At 56.1% G+C, this 20703-nt stretch carries 16 protein-coding genes and 1 pseudogene; 4 read left to right on the top strand and 13 right to left on the bottom strand.

Annotation, left to right across the window (positions count from 1 at the left end; translation table 11 throughout):
* Positions 1-98: 98 nt before the first annotated feature.
* Complete coding sequence (udk, locus tag V4U84_RS18340) at positions 99-737, top strand: uridine kinase (RefSeq protein ID WP_334074265.1); 639 nt, start codon at positions 99-101, stop codon at positions 735-737.
* Positions 738-773: 36 nt separating this feature from the next.
* Here udk and V4U84_RS18335 read toward each other — a convergent pair whose 3' ends face one another.
* From V4U84_RS18335 to V4U84_RS18300, 8 genes and pseudogenes are all read right to left on the bottom strand, one after another.
* Positions 774-1799, bottom strand: a complete 1026-nt coding sequence (locus V4U84_RS18335) for a GGDEF domain-containing protein (RefSeq protein ID WP_334074264.1) — start codon at positions 1797-1799, stop codon at positions 774-776.
* Positions 1800-1954: 155 nt separating this feature from the next.
* Entirely contained in the window at positions 1955-3973 is a 2019-nt protein-coding gene (locus tag V4U84_RS18330) for a putative bifunctional diguanylate cyclase/phosphodiesterase (RefSeq protein WP_334074263.1), read from the bottom strand.
* Between the two features lie 492 nt (positions 3974-4465).
* Positions 4466-4600 (bottom strand): annotated as a pseudogene (locus tag V4U84_RS18325) (polysaccharide deacetylase family protein); the annotation flags it as partial.
* A gap of 1 nt (position 4601) precedes the next feature.
* On the bottom strand, positions 4602-5486 hold the full coding sequence (locus V4U84_RS18320) for a carbohydrate ABC transporter permease (RefSeq protein WP_334074262.1): 885 nt from the start codon (positions 5484-5486) through the stop codon (positions 4602-4604).
* A gap of 17 nt (positions 5487-5503) precedes the next feature.
* On the bottom strand, positions 5504-6385 hold the full coding sequence (locus tag V4U84_RS18315) for a carbohydrate ABC transporter permease (protein WP_334074261.1): 882 nt from the start codon (positions 6383-6385) through the stop codon (positions 5504-5506).
* A 97-nt stretch (positions 6386-6482) separates the two neighbouring features.
* A complete protein-coding gene (locus V4U84_RS18310; protein WP_334074260.1) occupies positions 6483-7829 on the bottom strand; it encodes an extracellular solute-binding protein in 1347 nt (448 codons plus the stop codon).
* A gap of 105 nt (positions 7830-7934) precedes the next feature.
* The gene (locus V4U84_RS18305; protein WP_334077693.1) at positions 7935-8789 is read right to left on the bottom strand and encodes a response regulator transcription factor; all 855 of its coding nucleotides are present in this window, start codon (positions 8787-8789) and stop codon (positions 7935-7937) included.
* Between the two features lie 2 nt (positions 8790-8791).
* Entirely contained in the window at positions 8792-10528 is a 1737-nt protein-coding gene (locus V4U84_RS18300; RefSeq protein ID WP_334077658.1) for a sensor histidine kinase, read from the bottom strand.
* A gap of 91 nt (positions 10529-10619) precedes the next feature.
* Here V4U84_RS18300 and V4U84_RS18295 point away from each other — a divergent pair, with 91 nt between their 5' ends.
* Positions 10620-10892, top strand: coding sequence for a hypothetical protein (locus tag V4U84_RS18295; RefSeq protein WP_334074258.1), 273 nt, complete (start codon positions 10620-10622; stop codon positions 10890-10892).
* A 66-nt stretch (positions 10893-10958) separates the two neighbouring features.
* Here V4U84_RS18295 and V4U84_RS18290 read toward each other — a convergent pair whose 3' ends face one another.
* Positions 10959-12281, bottom strand: a complete 1323-nt coding sequence (locus V4U84_RS18290) for an MATE family efflux transporter (RefSeq protein ID WP_334074371.1) — start codon at positions 12279-12281, stop codon at positions 10959-10961.
* Between the two features lie 296 nt (positions 12282-12577).
* Here V4U84_RS18290 and V4U84_RS18285 point away from each other — a divergent pair, with 296 nt between their 5' ends.
* Positions 12578-12832 carry a YciI family protein gene (locus V4U84_RS18285; protein WP_334074257.1) on the top strand — a complete coding sequence of 85 codons (255 nt, stop codon included), beginning with the start codon at positions 12578-12580 and terminating at the stop codon, positions 12830-12832.
* Positions 12833-12844: 12 nt separating this feature from the next.
* Here V4U84_RS18285 and V4U84_RS18280 read toward each other — a convergent pair whose 3' ends face one another.
* Both V4U84_RS18280 and V4U84_RS18275 read right to left on the bottom strand, forming a co-directional pair.
* Positions 12845-13357 (bottom strand): YbhB/YbcL family Raf kinase inhibitor-like protein, encoded by a 513-nt coding sequence (locus V4U84_RS18280; RefSeq protein WP_334074256.1) that lies wholly within the window; start codon positions 13355-13357, stop codon positions 12845-12847.
* A gap of 143 nt (positions 13358-13500) precedes the next feature.
* Complete coding sequence (locus V4U84_RS18275; protein ID WP_334074255.1) at positions 13501-13866, bottom strand: winged helix-turn-helix transcriptional regulator; 366 nt, start codon at positions 13864-13866, stop codon at positions 13501-13503.
* Positions 13867-14351: 485 nt separating this feature from the next.
* Between V4U84_RS18275 and V4U84_RS18270 the strand changes: the two genes are divergently transcribed.
* Entirely contained in the window at positions 14352-14540 is a 189-nt protein-coding gene (locus V4U84_RS18270; protein WP_334074254.1) for a hypothetical protein, read from the top strand.
* 347 nt (positions 14541-14887) lie between these two features.
* Here V4U84_RS18270 and V4U84_RS18265 read toward each other — a convergent pair whose 3' ends face one another.
* Both V4U84_RS18265 and V4U84_RS18260 read right to left on the bottom strand, forming a co-directional pair.
* Entirely contained in the window at positions 14888-19147 is a 4260-nt protein-coding gene (locus tag V4U84_RS18265) for a LamG-like jellyroll fold domain-containing protein (protein ID WP_334077657.1), read from the bottom strand.
* Between the two features lie 50 nt (positions 19148-19197).
* Positions 19198-20688 carry an alpha-N-arabinofuranosidase gene (locus V4U84_RS18260; protein WP_334077656.1) on the bottom strand — a complete coding sequence of 497 codons (1491 nt, stop codon included), beginning with the start codon at positions 20686-20688 and terminating at the stop codon, positions 19198-19200.
* Positions 20689-20703 lie beyond the last annotated feature (15 nt).

Here is a 20703-nt window from a genome sequence, read left to right as displayed (position 1 = left end):
AATAAACCACCGTCTGTCGGAAGATGAAAAAAAACGTCCACTGTGCTACAATAACGGAATGTTTAACGGGAAATTGCCTAGGAGGTTAACAAGATCGCATGCTGATTATCGGAATCGCCGGCGGCACCGGCTCGGGAAAAACCACGGTGGCCCGCTCTGTCATCGAGCAGCTCGGCTCGGACAAAGTCACTTTCATATCCCAGGATAATTATTATAAAGACCAGGCGGACCTGACGATGGAGGAACGGCTGCTGACCAACTACGATCACCCTTTCGCTTTTGACAACGAATTGCTGATCGAGCATCTGCAACTGCTGAAAAAAGGCCTGCCCGCCTATGCGCCGGTATACAATTTTACCGACTATACCCGCTCCACTTCGGAAACCGTGCTGCTTCAGCCCAACCGGATCGCCATCGTCGAGGGCCTGTTCGTGCTCTATGACGAACCGTTGCGGAAGCTGCTCGACATCAAAGTGTTTGTGGACACGGATGCCGACGTCCGTCTGCTGCGCCGCGTTTTGCGGGATATGGAGGAACGGGGCCGCTCCATTCATTCGATTTACCAACAGTACCTGGCCACGGTGAAGCCGATGCACGAGGCGTTTATCGAGCCGTCCAAAAAATACGCCGACCTCATCATCCCCGAAGGCGGGCATAACGAAGTCGGCATTCAACTGCTGAAGATCCTTACGGAAAAATACTTGACCGGCGGAGAGGAATGGCCGCCCGTCGGATAAGAAATTTACCCCTATAAGACCGGACGTCCGCCCGCTTTAAGCGCTCTCTTCGGGAGCATGGAGGACGGTCCGGTTTTTTCCCGCTCTTTTAGCCTTGTACAAAAAGGAATCCGCCTCTTCGAACAAAGCTGTCCGCGAGTCCCCCGCCCGGTATTCGGCCAGCCCGATGCTCACGGAAATTTGCCGCCCGTTCATTTCCGCATGGGTGAGCCGCCAGATGTTCTCCCGGGCATGCTCGGTTTCCGCGTAAGCTTCCGCGATCGTTTTCCCCGTAAAGATCACCACGAACTCTTCGCCTCCGTATCGCGCGATGATTTCATTCGAGGAAAAAGCGGCTTTCAGTTCGTCGGCCACGCGGGCGAGGATCACGTCTCCAACGGCGTGACCGAACGTATCGTTAACCGCTTTAAAGTCATCGATATCGATTACCGCCAGTTGCATCGGCATCCCGCAGTTATTGCTTTGCTCGATCAGTTGATCGAGGTATTCATACAGCGTTTTGTGGTTATACAAATCGGTTAAAGCGTCGATTTTTACCATCCGGTCCATCAGCACGTTTTTGACGAATAGCTCCTGCTCGGACCGCAAGACACGCGTATGTTCACCAAGAAGTTGTTCCCCACGTGCAATAATCCCCCGCGCAATGTACAGCATCCCTATCATCAGGGCAAAAAAAGCAAGCAGCTCGTATGTGACCATACTATCGCGAATTTCGCGGTATAGCGCATAGACCGTACCGAAAGCGATCATATTCAGGGCAAAAGCGAGGTAGAGCCGCCTGATATTGAAGTAATACATCGAAACCAGCAGGGATAAGAGGAAGATATACTGCAGGTGCACCGTTTTATTGGCGATGAACAAAGCGCAGGCGATACAAGTCCCGCTGGCGATAATGAGCAGCGGCCATTCTTTGCCGTAACGAAAAGCCGCCTCATTCACGCCCAGCACGACGAGCTGAATCAACGAAGGAATAACCATGGAATCAACGAGAAAAATATCGGCCTGTTCCGGCTCGACCCGGAGCTTTAAATAGAGGACAACAAATTCCGCGAGCAGGGACAAGAAAAATACAGCCCAGTAAGACTGAAGGATTTTTCGGTGCAGGCTGCGGGTTTCGGGCTGTTGAATCGACTTGTCTGTAATGGCGGACCACCCTCACTTGAAAAGTTGAACTACGGTAGCTGAACTTGACTTCCGTTTAAATAGGACTGGTGTGTTCATGATGATGGCAAGCCCCCCTTCCGGAGCAGCCATTCGTCAATTTGCTCTACCCGCATCGGTTTGCCGTAGTAATATCCCTGCATCACATGGCAGCCGAGCTCCGTTAAAAACGAAACCTGCTCCCCGGTCTCCACCCCCTCGGCAATCACATCCAGATGAAGATTGCTGGCCATCTGGATGATGGCGCTGATGATCGCCCGTTTCGCCGGCATTTCCAGATCATTGGTAAACAGGCGGTCGAGTTTCAGTGTATCGAGCGGAATTCGATCGAGCAGACCGATTGATGAATACCCGCTGCCGAAGTCGTCCATGGAGATTCGGACGCCCATGTCGCGCAGCCGCTCAATCTGCCGGATAATCTCTTGAACGTCGTGCAGCACCATGGATTCAGTAATTTCGAGCTCCAGGAGACGGGGGTCCAACCCGGTTTCATAAAGCACGCCGCTGATGATGCTGTGCAAGCTCCCCGTCCAGAACATCCCGACCGACAAATTGACCGAGACCGGTTGGCGGACGCCGCGGGACAGCCAGGCACCGCACTGGCGGCAGGCCTGCTTCAAAGACCAGCGCGTCATCGGAACGATCAGCCCCGTCTCCTCCGCAATCGGGATAAACTCCCCCGGGGATACCATCCCCAAACGGGGATGATTCCACCGGATTAAAGCTTCCCAGCCGACCAGCCGATTCTCCTTGACGCTCCACTTCGGCTGGTACACGAGGTAGAACTCGCGGTTGTCGAGCGCTTTTTTCAAATCCTTCTCGAGTTCCATCCTCCGGATCTCCTGAAGCTCCATCTCCTTGCTATAGAAACAGTACCTGTTCTTCCCCGCCGATTTCGCCCGGTACATGGCCGTATCCGCCGATTTGAGCAGGGTGGAGCCGTCCGCCATAGGCGAAGAACGGAGACAGATTCCAATACTTGCGGTTATGTATAATTCATTTCCTTGAATAAAATAAACCTGTTTGACGCACTGCAAAATTTGCTCCGCCAGCCGTCTGGCCCGGTCCTCCCCACAGGGGGAGACGATGAACAAAAATTCATCCCCGCCGATCCGGAACACCTCCCGGCCTTCGCCCGCGAACCGGAGCAGCCTGCGCCCCACATGGCCGATCAAAAGATCTCCTACGGAATGCCCGAGCGTGTCATTGATCGACTTGAACTGATCGAGATCCAGGAACAAGACGCCCAGGCTGTCCCGGTCCGATACCGTATGCAAGAAGCGGTTCATTTCGTTACGGTTCGGCAAGCCGGTAATGGTGTCGCGGTAAGCCATGCTTTCAAGAACGAAGCGGTCCAGGAAAATCGCCGTCCAGGAAACGGACAGGATGATGAGAATCACCACGGTTACCCCATACAGCAAAACGAGGTCCACAACGTGTTCGTTTGTCATCCTCATCCCGGGATCCCCCAGGAAACGGGCCGCCTTCATACCCGTATAGTGCATCCCGCACACCGCAACCCCCATGGCCAGGGCGGACGCCCACTTTAACCCGCTTCCCCCCGGCTTATTGCGGAAGCGGAGAAACAAGATCAACGCCATGTAAGAAGCCCCTACGGCAATTCCGGCGGACAAAATCACGTATACGGGATCGTAACTCAGTCGGGCCGGCATGATCATCGCTTCCATCCCGATGTAATGCATCAGCACGATCCCGCCGCCCATCACACCGCTGCCGAGGATCAATGTTTTCCGGCCGACTTTCTTAGGTAATGTTATGTAAAAAGCAACCCACGAGGAAATCATGCTTACGCCCATCGAGAAGGTCGTCAGCCACCAATCATACCTGACCTCCATGCCCAGATGGACCGCCTGCATTCCTACAAAATGGGTTGCCCAAATCCCTGTTCCCATCACGAACGAGCCCGCCAGCGTCCAAAAGAACCGGACTCCCCCGCTCGCGCGGGAAATCCGCGCCGAGATGCTTAATGCGGAGTACGATGCTAATACGGCTATCAAGCACGATAGCGCAACAATGTAGTAATTATAGATCCCCTCCATAATCAACGCACTCACCCCTGTCTTCTCCTGCTGTCTAAAGTGATTATAATATGATAATCAAATAAATGAACAGAATAATCTAAAGCGAAAAAGCGAATATTTCGTCCTCCGGGTGCACTAACGGGAAAACCTCCCGTTAATACGGCTGCTTTTGGCCCGTGGATCCGATTTAGCTGGAAAAACTCCAGCTATTTTGCGGCATAACCACCAAAACGCACGATCTCGGACGAATTATCGGGAGATTTTCCAGTTAATTCGCCCCTGCTGCCGAATGGCCCCCAATTAACGGGATGAATTCCCGATAATTAGGTTCAATCCCCTAAGAAAACCGTCTGTCGATGTTCATTCAAAGTAGACACTCCGCACTAACGTTGCATGAAACCTACATGGCGCTTCCCCATTCGAGACTTATGCGACGCCTTAAGTAATGTAACAGTGTGGCAGCGACGCTAGTGGACAGAAAAAACCGGTACCGCAAAATTCCCCGGTACCGGCCCTGCACGAAATCTATTCTTGTTGCGAATTCAGCAGCTCGCTGACCGTCACCAGGTCATATCCTTGAGCGCGAAGTTCGGACACCAAAATCCGGACGGCCTCTACCGTCTGGGAGCGGTTTTCATAACCGTCGTGAAACAGCAGGATTTCAGCCTTTAACGGATCCAGCGGCAATCCCTTCCACAATCTTGTTGCTGAGCACCAGGAATACGATCAGAATCGGAAGAATGCTGATCATCAACGTCGCCCCGATCGCTCCCCAGTCCGTAGTGTACTGGCCGACGAAGTTCTGCACGCCGACGGTCAAGGTCTTGAGCGGATCGGAACCGATAAAGGTATTGACAAAGATGAACTCATTCCAATTGTAGATCATATTAATGATGGCTGCGGTAACAATGACCGAGACCGTCATCGGCAGCACAATGCGGAAAAACATAATATTGACGCCGCACCCGTCCATCACGGCCGCCTCTTCCACCTCCCTCGGCAAGGCGTAGTAGAAACCGAGCAGAATCATGATCGTAATCGGAAGATTAAACGCTGTATAGGAAAGGACAATGCTTAGGTGCGTATCCGTCAATCCGGTTTTTTGAAACAGACTGAACAGCGGAATCAGCGTGGAATGGACCGGGATCATCAAGCCGATCATGAACAAGCCCAGAACCGCCGACCGCAGCTTCCAGCGCATTCTCGTAATGGCGTAAGTCACGAAACTCGCCAGTAAAATCGTCAGGATCACCGAGACCACCGTAATTCCGATACTGTTTATAAAATAACGGCCGATGTTGCCCTGCGACCAGACCGTCTGGTAATTTTCCCACTTGGGTTCCCGGGGCAGGGCCAGCGGCGGGAGATTGAATACCTCCTGGTTGTTTTTTAAGGAAAAAAAGAGCAGCCAGACGAGCGGGATCATCTGAACGACCGCCGCTCCGTAAAGGACCAGATACAAGACCGCGTAACCGAACTTGGATCCGGCGGACCGCGGCCCCGGGATCGTTGCCGATGCCGGGATGGCTGGGGTAGCTGTCTTCATGGGGATTCCCTCCTCGCTTAGGAATATTGGATCGTGTCTTTGGTGGCCGTCAGCCTGCGAATCCCCCAGGTCGCCACCATGCAGATCACCAGCAGGAAAAAGCCGATCGCGCTTCCGTAACCGAAATCGAATCCCCGGAACGCCTTATGATACATGTAAGAGGCCATCACCTCGCTGGCACCGTTGGGACCGCCGTCGGTCATGACATAGATCAGGTCGAAGTACTTTAGAGACCCGACCACCGCCAGGACCACCGTGACCTTGATCACCTCCGTGATCAGCGGCAGCTTGACCTTCAGGGCGATTTGCCACGGGCTTGCTCCATCGATCCGGGCCGCCTCCTCAAGGGAAGCGGGGATATTCTTCAGGGCGGCGTAATAGATCAGAATGTAAAATCCCGCATACTGCCACAAAATCGGAACGAACAACGCCCACAGCACCAGTTTGGGTTCGGAAAGCCAGGCCGGAGTGTTCTCCACGCCGAGCGAGTCCAAAAACGTATTCAACATGCCGTTGGTCGGATGATAAATCTTCAGCCAAAGCTGGGCGATCGCCACCGAGGACAGCAGCATGGGGATCAAATAAATTTTTCGCAGCAGCCCGGCCCCTTTGATTCGTCCGGCCAGGATCAGCGAAATCAGCAGATATACCGCCAAACTGACCGTGGACAGGACCGCAAACAGCAGCGAATGGGAAACACTGCTCCAGAACGCGCCGTCCTTCAGAAGGACCGCGTAATTCTCCAGCCCGATAAACGTCATGCCGCTGACCCCGTCCCACTGCATCAGCCCATAGTACCCGGTGAGCACAATGGGGATGTAGATGATAGCCAGGATCAGCAACAGGGACGGAAGCACGTACAGGGCGATGATTGTTCGGTTCGACATCACTTTATCCATAACGGATTGTCCTCCTCGCTCCCTTGCCTGCCGCCGGAGAAAAGAACCGGACCGGGAAATCGCCCGGTCCTTCGTCTTTTCTCGCTAAGCGGCCGGGTTATTTGCCGGCCTTCAAGACCTCTTCCTGTTTTTTGACGAACTCCTCCGGTGTAATGGCGTTGCCGAGCAGCGCCTGAATCAGATTGTGATGCTCCTCGGAGGCCACCGGCTTCATCTGCACATCGAGGTAGAGAATGACTTTTTTGGCATTGTTGAGCTCGTTCAGGACATCCATAAACATCTGCGGCAGCTCGACGTTCGAGGTGTCGACCTTTGTTCCGGGAATAATGCCCGCATCGGTCACGGACAGTTCGCCCCACCGCTGCACGAAGAAGCTGACGAACTTCTCGGCGTCCTCCTTCACCTTGGAGTTCTCGGAGACGAACAATCCGACCCCGACGCCCCCGACCCAATCGTTGGCGTCCCCTTTGCCGCCTTCAATCGTCGGGAACTTGAAGAATCCGATCTTGTCCTTGAACTCCTGCGGGATATCCGGGTTCGTCGTATAGTTGGGCACTTCCCACGTCCCCATCGCGTACATGGCGGCTTTTTCATTCATAAATTCGGACTTCGCTTCGTCGTTCGACAATCCGTTAAAGCCCTTGACGAACGCGTTGCCTTTAACCAGAGCCTGAGCCTCCTTGGCGGCTTCCAACAAGCTTGGATCGCTGAAGCTGCCGCTGGCCACGGCCTGATCCTGCACATCCGGTCCGCCGATCCGGTCGGCCAGATACATGTACCAGAACGATCCGGTCCACGCGTCCTTCGAACCGAGGGCGATCGGCGTCACTTTGTTGTCGTTCAGCGTTTTGATAATGTTTTTGAATTCCTCATAGGTTTGCGGCGGCTGGAGCTTGTATTTCGCAAAAATCTCTTTGTTGTAGTAGACCGGCACGATGTTCAGCTCTACGGGAAGCGCATACGTTTTGCCGTCCATAGCGTAAGCCTCGGTCGTTCCGGCCACGAATTTATCCTTCAGTTCGCCCTGCAGCAGATCGTCCAACGGTGCGAACATCTTGCCTTTCACGTAGGGCTCCAGAAATCCGGCGGCCCAGGTAAAACCGACGTCCGGCAGACTGTTCGAAGCGGACAGCACCTTGATTTTATTTTTGTACTGTTCATTTTCCAGCACTTCGGTTTCGATTTTGACATTCGGATTCGCCTGTTCGTATTCGCCGATAATCTGCTTGACCAGCTTGTTTTGTGCGGAATTGCTGCCATCCGGCCAGAGGTGCATCATTTTGATCGTCACCTTGTCTCCGCCGGCGCTTTGGCCCCCTTCACTTCCCGTTCCGGCCGAGGTATTCGCCCCGCCCGAGCCGGCTCCATTCTTCCCCCCGCAAGCAGCCAGCACCAAGGTGAGCGCAAGTAGCAGCAGGGATGCGGAAAACGCCTTTCTTTTCATTTCGTCCCTTCCCCCTTATTCGGTCTTGAGAGATGTATGCGCTTTCTCTCTGAAGCCAGTGTAGCACCCTGCCGCCAAGGGACATAAGGTCACAGCGATTGGGTATTATTCCAATTTCTTTAGATCGGCGTCCGGCCCCGGCACTTCCGGCGCTTGGCCCTTCACCTCGTTCCGGTAGAAACCGGGACTGTGCCCTTCGTACTCTTTAAATACCTTGTTAAAATACTTGGTTGTCTGATATCCGACGCGCTCGGCGATCTCCCCTACCGGCAGCTTCGTTTGCAGCAGCAGTTCCTTCGCCTTCTGAATCCGCAGGCGGGTGACGTATTCGATGAAGGTCATCCGCATCTGCTCTTTGAACAGCACGCTGAAATAGCTCGGGTTTAGGTGCACGTGCTGCGCCGCTTCGCGCAAGCCGAGGCCCTGATCAAGATGCTCCTCCACATAGCGGAGCGCCTCCCTGACGGGCTCCGCCACCGAGTCCAGTTCCCCGGCGGCCTCGAGCAGCTTGCGGTCCATTATCCGCGCGAGCCGGGTCATCCGGCTGCGCTCCTCGCCAACCCGGAGCGCCCGCTCCACCGTGTCGATCAGCTTCTCTTTGCGGATCGGCTTCAGCAAATAGTTGGCCACCCCGAGCTGGATGGCTTGTTGGGCATATTCAAATTCGGCGTAACCGGAAATTAAAATAACCGCCGGCCGGTATGCCCCCGTTCCCGAGCTTTCCTCCGCTTCCGCCGCGGAAAGACGCTCCACCAGACTCAGCCCGCTGATTTCCGGCATGCGGATATCGGAAATCAGCAGCACGACCGGTTCCCCCGCCAGCAGCTCCATCGCCCGGGGGGCATGTTCCGCCGTCATCACCTCGTAGCGGCCGCCGCTCCAGGCCTCAAGCATATTTTTCAACCCTTGGCGGGTCCTCGGTTCGTCATCGACAATCAAAATAACCCTGCGCTTCCACATATTCATTCCTCTCCCTCTCCCGTCTGCATTGGAATTGTCAAGCTGACCCGGGTGCCTTCGCCGCTGGCGCTGCGGATGGACACCCCCGGGCGCAAGCGGCCGCGGCCGTAATAAAGCTTCAACCGCTGCCGCACGTTGAAGATTCCCATCCCCGTCCCTTTGGATGGCGGGGATTGGCCGGTCTCCAGCGCATGGTTCAAGGTGCGCAGGGTCGCCGCATCCATCCCCCGGCCGTCGTCTTCCACGGTGATCCCCAGGTGGATCCCGTCTCCGGCCGGCTCTACCCGGATCGTCACCGTTCCCGGACCGATCCGGCCTTCGATGCCGTGCAGGATCGCGTTTTCGACGAGCGGCTGAATCAACAGCTTCGGCATGCTCACCCGCGCGTAAGCGGGCGGCGACAAAATGCTCCACGCGATCCGGTCGCCAAGCCTCATTTTCATGATCAGCAAATAGCGCTCGATGTGCTCCAGTTCATCCCCCAGGGTGACCCACTCCTCCTTGTTCGGCCCCGTAATCGTATAGCGGAACAAATCCGCCATCGCGACCACATATCCGGCAAGCTCCTCTTCCCGCTTCTCCTGCAAAGCCCAGTAAAGCGCTTCCAGGGTGTTGAACAAAAAATGCGGATGGATTTGCGCCTGCAGCGCCTTCAGCTCCGTTCGGCTCTGGATCAGCTCTTTTTCGTACACCAGTTCGATCAGCCCGTTCATATGCTCGACCATCCGGTTGTACGTATGGTTCAGTTCATTGATCTCGATCGTCGACGAGATTTGCGTCGTCGGCTTAAGACCGTTCAGCCGGGCGCCGCGCATCGTTTTGATCAGCTTGAACACCGGCCTGGTAATGATCGTGGACATGGGAAAAGACAGCACGATAAACAGCAGCGTGCCGATCCCCGCGGACATCAAAATGGCCGTGCGCAACACGGAAATTCCCTCCGTTATGGCGCTCACGGGGGTCAGGATCAAGAAAATCCAGCCCGTGACCGCTGAAGGCTGCTTCACCAGCATGTATTTCCTTTTGCCGATCGACACGCCCGTCTCTTCCGCTTCCACCAGCGGCCGGATTGCCCCCGTATTAAAGATCGGATCGCTGCTGGCAATGAGGCTGTAATTTTGCCCGACGACCAGCATCGTCTCCCGACCGCTATCACCGTTGAACGATTCGCTCAGCCTGAACGCCTCCCGGTCCATCCGTACCAGCACATATCCGCCGTGTGTAAACCACTGGTCCATCAGACTGACGCTGCGGATCGCCAGCACGGTGTCCGGCTCCGACGGGTCCTTGCCGATCCACACCATCCGTCCCTTGCCTTCCTTGGCCCTGGCGATCCATTCCTGGCCCACCTTCATATCCAGACGCCCTTCATCGAGCGGAAACAGCCGCCGATTCTCAGCGCTGTACAGCTCGACCGAGGTGATGCCGTCGGCATAGGTCTGCACGATTTTGATGCTGGAGAGCAAAGCTTGGCGTTCCGAGAACGTCGCCGGATTCCCGTTTCGCTCATTCAGCAGCACCTTCTGGACATAGGCGTTCGTAGCCACCTGCGTCGTCAGGGAGTCGATCTGGTTCAGCACGGCCTCCAGCCGGCCGTTGGCCTGAACCGCCGTCTGCCGGATATGCTTCTCCGCATTGTTTTTCAGCAGCCGGGACACGGAATCGAAGGTGACCACCCCGACCACGCACAAAATAAGGATCATCACTCCAAGGAACCCCACCAGCATTTGATTACGCAAGGTATTCCACCCGCGGAAACGCCGCATTCGTCCATCCCCTTTCCACCCCTTGACGGTCGGTCCTCCGTTTTCGAGTTACCTAAATTCTAGGTTGAACGGAAAAGTCCTTTTTTCGAGGGGGGCGGCATCACAAAAAGGGGGCGATCCCTCCGTATCCCGCTCATTCGGCAATGAAGCCGTAAACCTCGGCAGCCGCATCCCCGAATACTACCGACACCGGCATGAATACCAGGGCAGAGAAACGATTCTGGCATGTACCGGGCGACAAGGATACATTTTAGGCAGGAGCAAAGGAAACAGCGTGACGCGGCGGGATCTTGATTTGGAGGAAGGCAGCAAATTCGAGAACATCGATTATGAATAAGCAACAAATCCCGGTCAAGATGACCGGGATTTGTTGTCTTTTTACGGAAAGCTCGCTAATGGACCGCTATATCAATTTATGCGCATACCACTTTTTGCCCCGGAACCGCCAAAGGAAAATCGCTCCGCGGACCCCCCATTCACAGTTCATCGCCAGCCAGACGCCGAGGATGCCGAAATTGAACACAATGCCCAAAATATATCCGAGAATTACCCGGAACAACCACATGGTCAGCATCGACGTGATGGAGGTGAACTTCGAATCTCCCGCAGCCCGCAAGGCGGACGGCAAAATAAAACTGATCGCCCAAAGCGGAACCTGGGCCAGGGTATTCACGAGCAGAACGAGAAATATGTCGTCCACGATTTCCGGCGGCGGATCAAAAAGACCCACCAAAGGCCGGAAAAACGGCATCAAAATCAGTCCGACCAGCGCCAGGGATATCGATCCCAGCCAAAGGAAGGATTTGATAAACTTCCGGGCATCCTCGATATTCCCCCGTCCGATGCACTGCCCGACCACGGTTACAATCGCCAGGGACATCGCGCTGGCGGGAACTTGGAACACCATGGCGAGCGAGCCGCTAATCGCGTTGGTCGCGATGGCGTAGGTCCCCAAGCTGACGATGAAAACCTGGGTCAACAATTTTCCCCCGTTAAAAAACATCTGCTCGGCGGCAAAAGGCACGCCGATAAACATAATTTTGCGCAGCATCGACAGCGGAAAATGAAAGAGGTCGCGGATGCGGAGGTGCAGCGTGGCATCCAGCTTGAACAAATAATACAGCGCACAGGCCGCCCCCACGTAACGGGCGATGTTTACCGCAATCGTCATCCCCACCACGCCCATGTCCAGCAGCGTAATGAAAACGATGTTGAGCAGCACGTACAGCAGGTTCATAATCAGCGAAAGGGCCAGCGACGCCCGGGTCTTGCCGATCCCGCGCAAGGCGCCGCAGACGGCTTGAACCACCGCGATGCCCAGGTACGATAGGCTGCTGCCGATAAGGTAGACCCTGGCGTTGTCGAGGACATCCGCCGAGGCCGTTCCGAACAGCACGTTCAACACCGGATTATGAAAGCCCATGATCAGCAGGCCGATGGTCAGAGCGATCATCGACACGGCGGCCACGGTGGCCGCCGAGGCCCGGGATACCATCGGGTCGTTGCCGCTGCCTTTGTACTGGGCTACCACCACGGTCCCCCCGGTCGCCACGGCGACAAACACGTTGATCAAAAAGATATTGAGCGAATCCACCATATTCACCGCGCTGACCGCGGCGACCCCCGATGAACTGATCATCGCGGTATTCACCAGATTAAGCCCGACGATGAAGACCTGGTCGATCAGAATCGGAATAAACAGGGCGATAATCTGCCGGTAATCCATCGTCTCGCCGGTAAAATATTTGTTTAAAATCGCGGGATTTCGCAAACGCTCGGGTAAACGAATCACTATTCATCACATCTTTACTTTTAAAATGGAAAAAACCCTTCGGAATGAAGAGCTTTTGCAAAAAAGAACTATAAAAATCGATCACTCATTATTTAAACCGTATCTGTTTGAACATATCACTCGGGGTTGGTTATGTCAATGAACCGGGTCATGCAGGCATGCGGGTTCCTTATACCAGGGAGCGATGCTATAATGGCCCAAATGTATTTAAAAACGGAGGCGATGACATCTTGAAGTATTTTTTGTTGATGACCACCCGAACCGAATCCTTCAATCCCGATCATGTAGATGGACACTACCAACATCTGAACCAACTCAAAAACGAAGGCCTGCTCGAAATGTACGGCCCCTTTGGCGATGCGACCGGGGGCGCCTACCTGATTAAGTCCGATTCCTTGGAGGAAGCCGCCCGGATTGGGCAGGCGGACCCGCTGATCCAAGGGGGCTCCTCCACGTTAATCGTCAAAGAATGGGTTCTGCGGTAATCTTTATTGGGTTCATTCTTCCGGATCGTGACTGTAGATCCCCTTTAATGTGGCCTGGTCGAGGATATGCCCCTCCATCCGGCGGTGCAGTTCGTTGAATAGAAAGCCCTGCGGCAGTTCCAAAAGCGCATCCAGCGCATAGACGTGAAGCTCGTAACGGTGCGGAGCGTCCGGCGGTGTCATCCCGCCGTAACCGCTGCAGACATCCTTGGCCAGACTTCCTCCCTGAAGACTGATCCAACTGTTGGCCCCCTGAACAAAATCGGCCGCGTGAAGACTTTCGTTCTCGCGCAGCTCCGTTCGGGTCAGGTCGGCTCCCATCCAATGAATCCAGGAAAAACCGACCACGGGGTAGGCATCCTTATCTTCCAGAACGAACGCGAAGGACAGGGTGCCCTCGGGGGCTTGCTCTATCTTTAGCGGCAGAGAATACGTAGGTACCCCCGCCTCGTTGAACTGGGTTCCTTTTTGGCCGAAACGGTCTTGAATATGGCCGTCCACAATGCCCGTACTGGTTACAATCATCTAGTTATTCCTCCTTGATGCTGGTTGCAAGGACTGCGCAGTTCTTGATCATGTATCCCATTATAGAGACGCCGCGCCGAGGAGGCTATTACTTACTTTTTTGTGGGTATATTGGGGATGGAGTGGGGAGTACGCTTCGCCGATTATTCGGGAACGACCTTTTTCGCCTCCAGCAGTTCCCGCATTCCCTTCTGTTCCAAATACCGGATACCGATGCCCTGCATGATTTTCAACGCCTCAAGCATTTCCTCGCCCAGCGGTTTGGTTAAGTAGTACTCCACTTGCAGCGGATATCCGGCGTATGTACGTTTTTTCACGAACCCGTATTCCATGAGTTCCTTCAGTTGTTCCAGCAGCATTTTCTGGCTGATGCCTTCGATGTCCTTTTGCAGCCTGGAGAGCGAAGTCCGCCCCAGACGGAGGCGCCACAAAATAATCGGCTTCCACTTCCCCTTCATCATATCGTGGGTCAACTCAAGCGGGCAGGTAAACGAATGGCGAAGCTTCATAGTAATCCTCCTGTTTCCTTTCACTGGTTCCCCTAGTTTAACATACCCCGCTTCAAGAAGCGTCCGGCTGACCTTGTGATCCCGAATAGCGGGCTTTTCGGCGGTAATTTCACCGGAATGACGGGACCCGCCATAACAGCATAGCGGGGAGTTGATCGGCCAGGGCATCGTTAACATCGCGACCCCGTTCTTTTTGGCGGCATACCTGCCACCACCCGGCCTGAAGGCTCGACAGACTGGCCGAAAATTCTAACGGAAGCCATAGCGGCTATTTCGTCCTTTCAGGGCAAAACGGAATTCTAACGGACGCAGTAGCGCCTATTTTGGTAAAAGGAGAGCATTGGGGCGGGGAAATCCGCAAATAGGTGCTACTATTTCCGTTAGAATTCAGAAGGAACCTCTTTTGGCGAAATAGCGGCTATTACGTCCGTTAGAGCTACCGATCGCGGGGAGCACGCGCCCGACCGGCCGTGGTTGCCGACGGAATGACGGGACCCGCCATAACAGCAACCGGGGAGTTGATCGGTCAAAACATCGTTAACATCGCGACCCCGTTCTTTTTGGCGGCATACTGCCACCACCAGGCCCAGCCTGAAGGCTCGACAGACTGGCCACAAATTCTAACGGAAGCCATAGCGGCTATTTCGTCCTTTCAGGGCAAAACGGAATTCTAACGGACGCAGTAGCCGCTATTTTGGTAAAAGGAGGACATTGGGACGGGGAAATCCGCAAATAGGCGCTACTATTTCCGTTAGAATTCAGATGGAGCCACTTTTGGCGAAATAGCGGCTATTATGTCCGTTAGAGGAATAAAACGCCGTATCTATGCTACTAAAAGTCGATTATATCTAAAAAGAGAAGCAGACAGGGAGCGAAACCGGCGGTCCAAGGCAAGGCAAGCCCGATTCAGGCCACGCTACAACTCGCCCTACACCTAGCGCTACACCTCGCTCTGCACCTATGCCTTCAGGCAAAAAAACCGCCTCCCGGCCCGATAGCCGGAAGGCGGCGCTCCGCCCTTTTAGCGGGCGGCCAGGTCTGCGACCTGCTCCGCCGAAAGGGCGCCTTTGTAGACATGCAGCTCATCGAGCATGCCTTGGAATGGCGGGTCCCACCAGTTCACGCCCAGGGCGAAGGTGCCCTGATCGTCCGTGAATATATCGGGGAAGCCTGCGCCCGTAAATTTCGCTTCGCCATTCACGTAGACCGTTACCTTGCCCCGATTCACGGTAAAAGCCAGGTGGGTCCACGTACGCAGCGGCGTGCTCACCCCGGTGACGGCGTCGTACCAGGACGAGCCGGACCAAAGCTTGGAGGAAGCGCCTCCGCCGCTTCCGGCAGCCTCCGGCCCGGCCGGCAGCAGGCTGATCCAGCTGTTGTTGGTCTGCGCGCCGAAGAAGGCCGGGGTATAGGTCGTCAGACGGTCGGCGTAGACCCACATCGTCACCGAGTAGTTCGGACTGGAGATCAGTCCCTTCGGCAGAAGGACGCCCGACTTCCCGTCAAACACGGCCGCTTTCCCGTTAACGCCGTCGGCAAAGCCGATAACGCCGCCTGCGGAAACGTCGTCGATTTTCTCGCCGACGACCGTTCCGCCCAGGCCGCCCACCGTATCCGCCAAGTTCCCCTCAAAGGAGAACTTCGCCGTCAATTCGGCCGGCGGCTCCACTCCGTCCGGCCGGGCGGCTGCCAGCTTCGCGACCAGCGCGTCCGTGATCGGGACGTTGTAGACGCGCACCTCATCCATCCGGCCTAGGAACGGCGCATCCCACCAATTGACGCCCAGGCCAAAGGTCTCTTTGCCGGTTTTGAAGACATCGGGGAAGCCTGCGCCGGAATACTTCAAAACGCCGTCGACATAAACCTTAACCGCGTCCCCGTCCACGGTAAAGGCGATGTGCGACCACTGGTTGGCGCGGATTCGCGAACCTGTCGTGCCGTCGTACCACGCTTCGCCGGACCACAGCATCGTGTTGTTGTCCCAGGCTTGCGGGACGAGGCTGATCCAGTTTTTGTTCGTGCCGCCGAAAAAGGTAGTGGTGTTGGCCGTATGTTTCTCCGGATTCAACCACAGCGAAACCGAGTACTTGTTCCCTTGGATCAATCCGTCCGGCAGCCGGATGCCGGAAGCGCCGTCGAATGCGGCCGCCTTGCCGTTCACGCCCTCGCCGAAGGTGATGTTTCCCCCGGGAGATTTGTCGATCCGGTCCCCCGTGACGACCCCAACGCCAAACCGGCCGGACGAATCTTTCAGATTTTCCTCAAACCCGTAGTGCGCCACCAGCCCGGCTGAGATGTCCACCGGGACGACAACGATGGAAAAGGTTTTTACGGCGGAAGCATTCCCTTTAGTAATGGTCGCTGTCAGGGTAGCCGTCCGGTTCGGTTGTCCCGGCTCCGGCGGAGAAATCACGCCTTGATCGGTGATGACGCCAGGGTCCGAGGACTTCCACGCAATGAGCGTCCCCCGGGCTCCGCGTGCCGGCAGCGCCAAATTCGCCATGACCTTGCTTGTATCGCCAAGGGTCAAGGCTTGCCGGACGTCCGCCACGAGGCTCTCATCGCTTTTATCCGGCTGTCGGATGCCCCAAATGGTTTCCCCCGCCTTCGAGCTGGCCGTAAAGGTCATCGTTTCCGCGCGCCGCGTCTCATCCCACTGGCGGACGAAGACCCCGTCATAAGTCACCCCGTTCAGCGTGAGGGATGCCCGGTAGCCGTCGCTTAACTTCCAAGTGCCTGTGATATCGCCCGCCACCGACCCATCTTCCTTCAGCCGGAGTGGAACGGACTTCGTGATCTCGCCGGAGTAGGACAAACCGTGATTGACGAACTTGTAATCCCCCGTTACATCCCGGGCGCTGACCGGCTTAACCGTCTCCCCGGTATAGCCCGCAGGCGCCGTGACCAGCCACCCGTCCTTGTTCAAAAAGAGCTGGTGAACCCGGACTTCATGCGCCTCGCCTTTTTGCGGGAAACGGGTATGGAAGATCAGGAAGCGTTTGCCCGTCTTTTCGTCAAAATACAGCGAATTATGCCCCGGAGATACATAACCGTATCCCGGACCCGATCCCGGATCGCCGATCTCCCGTTCGAACAGGAAATTGCCGATCATCTTGATGCCATAAGCCGTATTGGCCGCCGAACGGTCCGGCAGCACCGCTCCCTTTCCTTCGGCATCCACATATGGACCCTCCGGCGCGCCCGCACGGAACAGTCTCATATTGTAGCCGCCGTTGGCCGCCAAGCCGCCGTACGTCACGGTCAGATAATAATATCCGGTGTCCTCGTCGTAAAGGATGAACGGGCCCTCGCCGGATTTCGTATACCCGCCGGCGATATGGATGCCGAAGTAACGGTCGATCATGCGGCCGTCCGCCGTTTTTCCGTCCTGCCCCGGGTATTTGACTTGCCCTGTCGCCGGATCGAGCTCCAGGACAAAAATCCCGCCGGACCAGGAGCCGTAAGTCATCCATAACTTGCCGTTCTTATCGTAGAACAGCGTCGGATCGATCGCGTTAGGATAGGAGGCGTTGTTATAGGAACCGTTGCCGTTGAACCAGTCGGTTTTAACGCCCGGCAAAGCGCCTTTCTCAATCAAAGGCTTGATGTTGGTGTTATCCCACTTTTTGTTGACATCGCTGTTGTTGTCATAGGCCTCATCCCGCGCGAATCCGGTGTAAATGACCGTGTCCACGTAACGGTAAGGACCCTCGATCTTCTTGGACACCGCATAACCGATCGCGGACCGGATGTAGGTGGACGAGGCGCTGTAGTACATCATGTAGGCCCCGGTGGTGCCGTCCTCGTTCTTATAATCCTTGTTCCAGAACACGTCCGGCGCCCAGACGGCAAACCCGCCCTTGCTGTCCGCGTCATCCTCCCCGGCCCAGGCGAACGAGGCCGCCAGATTGGCGGACAGGTCGCCGTACAGTACGTTGCCCGGCGTGTCGTACCCGTTCGTAAATCGCGTCCAGTGCATCAGGTCCGTCGATTTTGCCGCTTCGATGTGCGAACCGAATACATAATAAGCGCCGCCGTCCTTGATGATTGAAGGATCATGCACGGATACATTCGCGAAGGACGGGATGCCGGTGCCCGGCGGCGAATTCGGAACCGGTGCGGACCCGCTGCCATGCGAGGAAGAAGCGCCGGAGCCGGAGGAGGCCGAACTCGAACCCGTACCGGCACTTCCGGATTCCGGGCCCTGCCCCTGCGCTTGCCCTTGTTCCTGACGGATCAACCGGCTGTTGGAGGAAGTGATTTTCCCTTTCCCGGTGACGGGAATGGTTTGGTCGCCCCGAATGTCAACGCTTTCAATTGTGCTATCCTCTTCAATATGGATCGAAACGGCACCGGACACGGCGGTGAGCCGCCGCACCGCGGTCGTTCCCTGGGCGGTGAGCCGGATATCGCCTCCCTGCTTATCAATCACGATATCGCCGATGTCCGAGTCAATGAGCGTCAGCGTGTCCTTACCGCCGCTCCACACAAACACCTTGCCCGCTACTTTCACATTCCGCAGCACGACCTCCCCGCCGCCCATCGCTTCGGAAAGGTACAGATTGCCCGGAATCACCGCATCCTTCAAGGTCACCCCTCCGCTTTGGATGATCATATTCCGCGCATGGTCTCCGCCGAACGTTCCCGGCGCAAGTAGCACCTTGCCGGAGAGGCGGTTCAGCAGGGCGACGGCCTCGGCACGGGTAACGGGACGGGCCGGGTTAAAAGCGCCGCCCGCAGACCCTTTTACATAACCGCCGCTCCAGAGAGCGGTCGCCGCCGGCTTGCTCCACGCCGGCATGGCCGCCAGGTCCCGGAGCCCCGGGGAAATCCCGCCCGCAACCGGCTCCAGGCGGAACGCCCGGAACAGCATCACCGCGGCTTCCTGCCGGGTAACGGGCTCGGCGGGGCGGACGGTTCCATTTTCAAAACCGTCCATATACCCCGCCGCAACCGCCTTCCCGATCTCCGGGTAGGCGGCGTCTTCGGGCTTCAAATCGGTAAAGGCCGCGCCGCCGATCTCGGCAAAGCCCAGCGCCCGGTTGACGAGCGCCGCGAACTCCGCCCGCGTCATCGGCTGATCCGGCCGGTAAGTGCCGTCGCCATAACCGCGGATCCAGCCGTTTTGAATCCAGGAAGACCACTCTTTTTCCGCCCAGTGCCCCTGTAAATCGGAGCCGGGTTTCCCCGCTGCCGCGCTAACGTCCCCAAACACATTCGACGGCCATAGCAGCGTCCATACCAGCGCTATCGCCAGAAGCTTGCCGAACCTTCCCTTCACGGACATCTCTCCTCATTACCGATTCTTTTGAACATATGCGATACTTCAAGCTACTCCACAGCCAGCGTCACCACGGACATCGGCGGAAGCTTGATTAGCAGACGGTCGGCCTGCACGGTCACGTCCGAGAATTCCACCGGTTTCACGGCATCGGGGCACTCGAAAGAATTGTGGGCGTTCATCGATCCTGCGGTCAGCAGGGTACCCGATACTTTGGCTTCGTGGGCCCAAACGCCGCCGCGCAGCTCCAGGCTCAGTTCCGCGCCGTTGTTGTGGTCGATGTTGCACAAGCTGATGTGAACCTTGCCGCGCTCATCCTTCGAGGCCGATACCGTCACTTGCGGCAGCTTCTCCCCGTTGTACTCGTAGCTGCCGAAGGTGGAATCGACCGCCAGCAATTCCGCATCCTGATGCACTTTGTACATGTCGAAGACGTGGTACGTCGGCGTCAGGATCATTTTTTCACCTTCCGTCAAAATCATCGCCTGCAGCACATTCACGGTCTGCGCGATGTTCGTCATATGCACGCGGTCGCAATGGTTGTGAAAAATATTAAAATGCAGCCCGGCGACCAAAGCGTCGCGGATCGTGTTTTGCTGATACAGGAAGCCCGGGTTGGTGCCCGGCTCCACGTCAAACCAGGTGCCCCATTCGTCGATGATCAGGCCGACCCGCTTGTCGGGATCGTATTTATCCATAATGGTGCTGTGCTTCGCGATCAACTCATCCATATAAAGCGTCTTTTTCATGGTGATGAACCATTCGTCCTCGGGAAAATCAAGCGCCGATCCTTTCCCCAGCCAGAAGTCGCCCGGAATCGTATAGTAGTGCAGGCTCAAGCCGTCCATCAGCCAGCCGGCGTTTTTCATCAGCACTTCCGTCCAATTGTAGTCGTCCACATTGGCTCCGCCGGCGATTTTGTAGAGTTTGTTGTCGCCATAGTTGCGCACGTAAGTCTGGTAACGCCGGTACAGATCGGCATAGTATTCCGGCCGCATATTCCCGCCGCAGCCCCAGTTCTCGTTGCCGACGCCGAAGTACTTCAGCTTCCACGGCTGCTCTCTGCCGTTTTGGGCGCGCCAGGACGCCATCGGCGATTCCCCGTCGAACGTCATGTACTCCACCCACTCGGACATCTCCTGAACCGTGCCGCTGCCCACGTTGCCGCAAATATACGGTTCGCACTCCAGCAGCTCGCAGAGCAGCATGAACTCATGAGTGCCGAAATGGTTATTTTCCACGACGCCGCCCCAATGCGTATTGACCATGCGCTTCCGCCCTTCACGCGGACCGACGCCGTCCTTCCAATGATATTCGTCGGCAAAACAGCCGCCCGGCCAGCGCAGTACCGGTACCTTGATCTGCTTCAGCGCTTCGAGCACGTCGTTGCGAATGCCCTGCGTATTCGGTATGGGGGAGTCCTCTCCCACCCAAATCCCTTCATAGATGCATCTGCCCAAATGCTCGGCAAAATGGCCATAGATGTTCCTGTTGATTTTCCCCTTCGCGATATCCGTGTTGATGATAATTTGGTTTGACATCTTCTCTCTCCTCCA

It is taken from the genome of Paenibacillus sanfengchensis (assembly GCF_036864765.1).
GTDB lineage: Bacteria > Bacillota > Bacilli > Paenibacillales > Paenibacillaceae > Fontibacillus > Fontibacillus sanfengchensis.
Note: the sequence above shows the minus strand (reverse complement) of the source record. Positions and strands in the feature narration are given on the sequence as shown.

Excerpts from the sequence above, each read along its gene's own strand:
- V4U84_RS18290 (WP_334074371.1), bottom strand. The coding sequence starts at position 12,281 with ATGGATTACCGGCAGATTATCGCCCTGTTTATTCCGATTCTGATCGAC.
- V4U84_RS18315 (WP_334074261.1), bottom strand. The coding sequence starts at position 6,385 with ATGGATAAAGTGATGTCGAACCGAACAATCATCGCCCTGTACGTGCTT.
- V4U84_RS18260 (WP_334077656.1), bottom strand. The coding sequence starts at position 20,688 with ATGTCAAACCAAATTATCATCAACACGGATATCGCGAAGGGGAAAATC.
- V4U84_RS18280 (WP_334074256.1), bottom strand. The coding sequence starts at position 13,357 with ATGATTGTAACCAGTACGGGCATTGTGGACGGCCATATTCAAGACCGT.
- V4U84_RS18275 (WP_334074255.1), bottom strand. The coding sequence starts at position 13,866 with ATGAAGCTTCGCCATTCGTTTACCTGCCCGCTTGAGTTGACCCACGAT.
- udk (WP_334074265.1), top strand. The coding sequence starts at position 99 with ATGCTGATTATCGGAATCGCCGGCGGCACCGGCTCGGGAAAAACCACG.
- V4U84_RS18310 (WP_334074260.1), bottom strand. The coding sequence starts at position 7,829 with ATGAAAAGAAAGGCGTTTTCCGCATCCCTGCTGCTACTTGCGCTCACC.
- V4U84_RS18305 (WP_334077693.1), bottom strand. The coding sequence starts at position 8,789 with ATGTGGAAGCGCAGGGTTATTTTGATTGTCGATGACGAACCGAGGACC.
- V4U84_RS18270 (WP_334074254.1), top strand. The coding sequence starts at position 14,352 with ATGACGGGACCCGCCATAACAGCAACCGGGGAGTTGATCGGTCAAAAC.
- V4U84_RS18320 (WP_334074262.1), bottom strand. The coding sequence starts at position 5,486 with ATGAAGACAGCTACCCCAGCCATCCCGGCATCGGCAACGATCCCGGGG.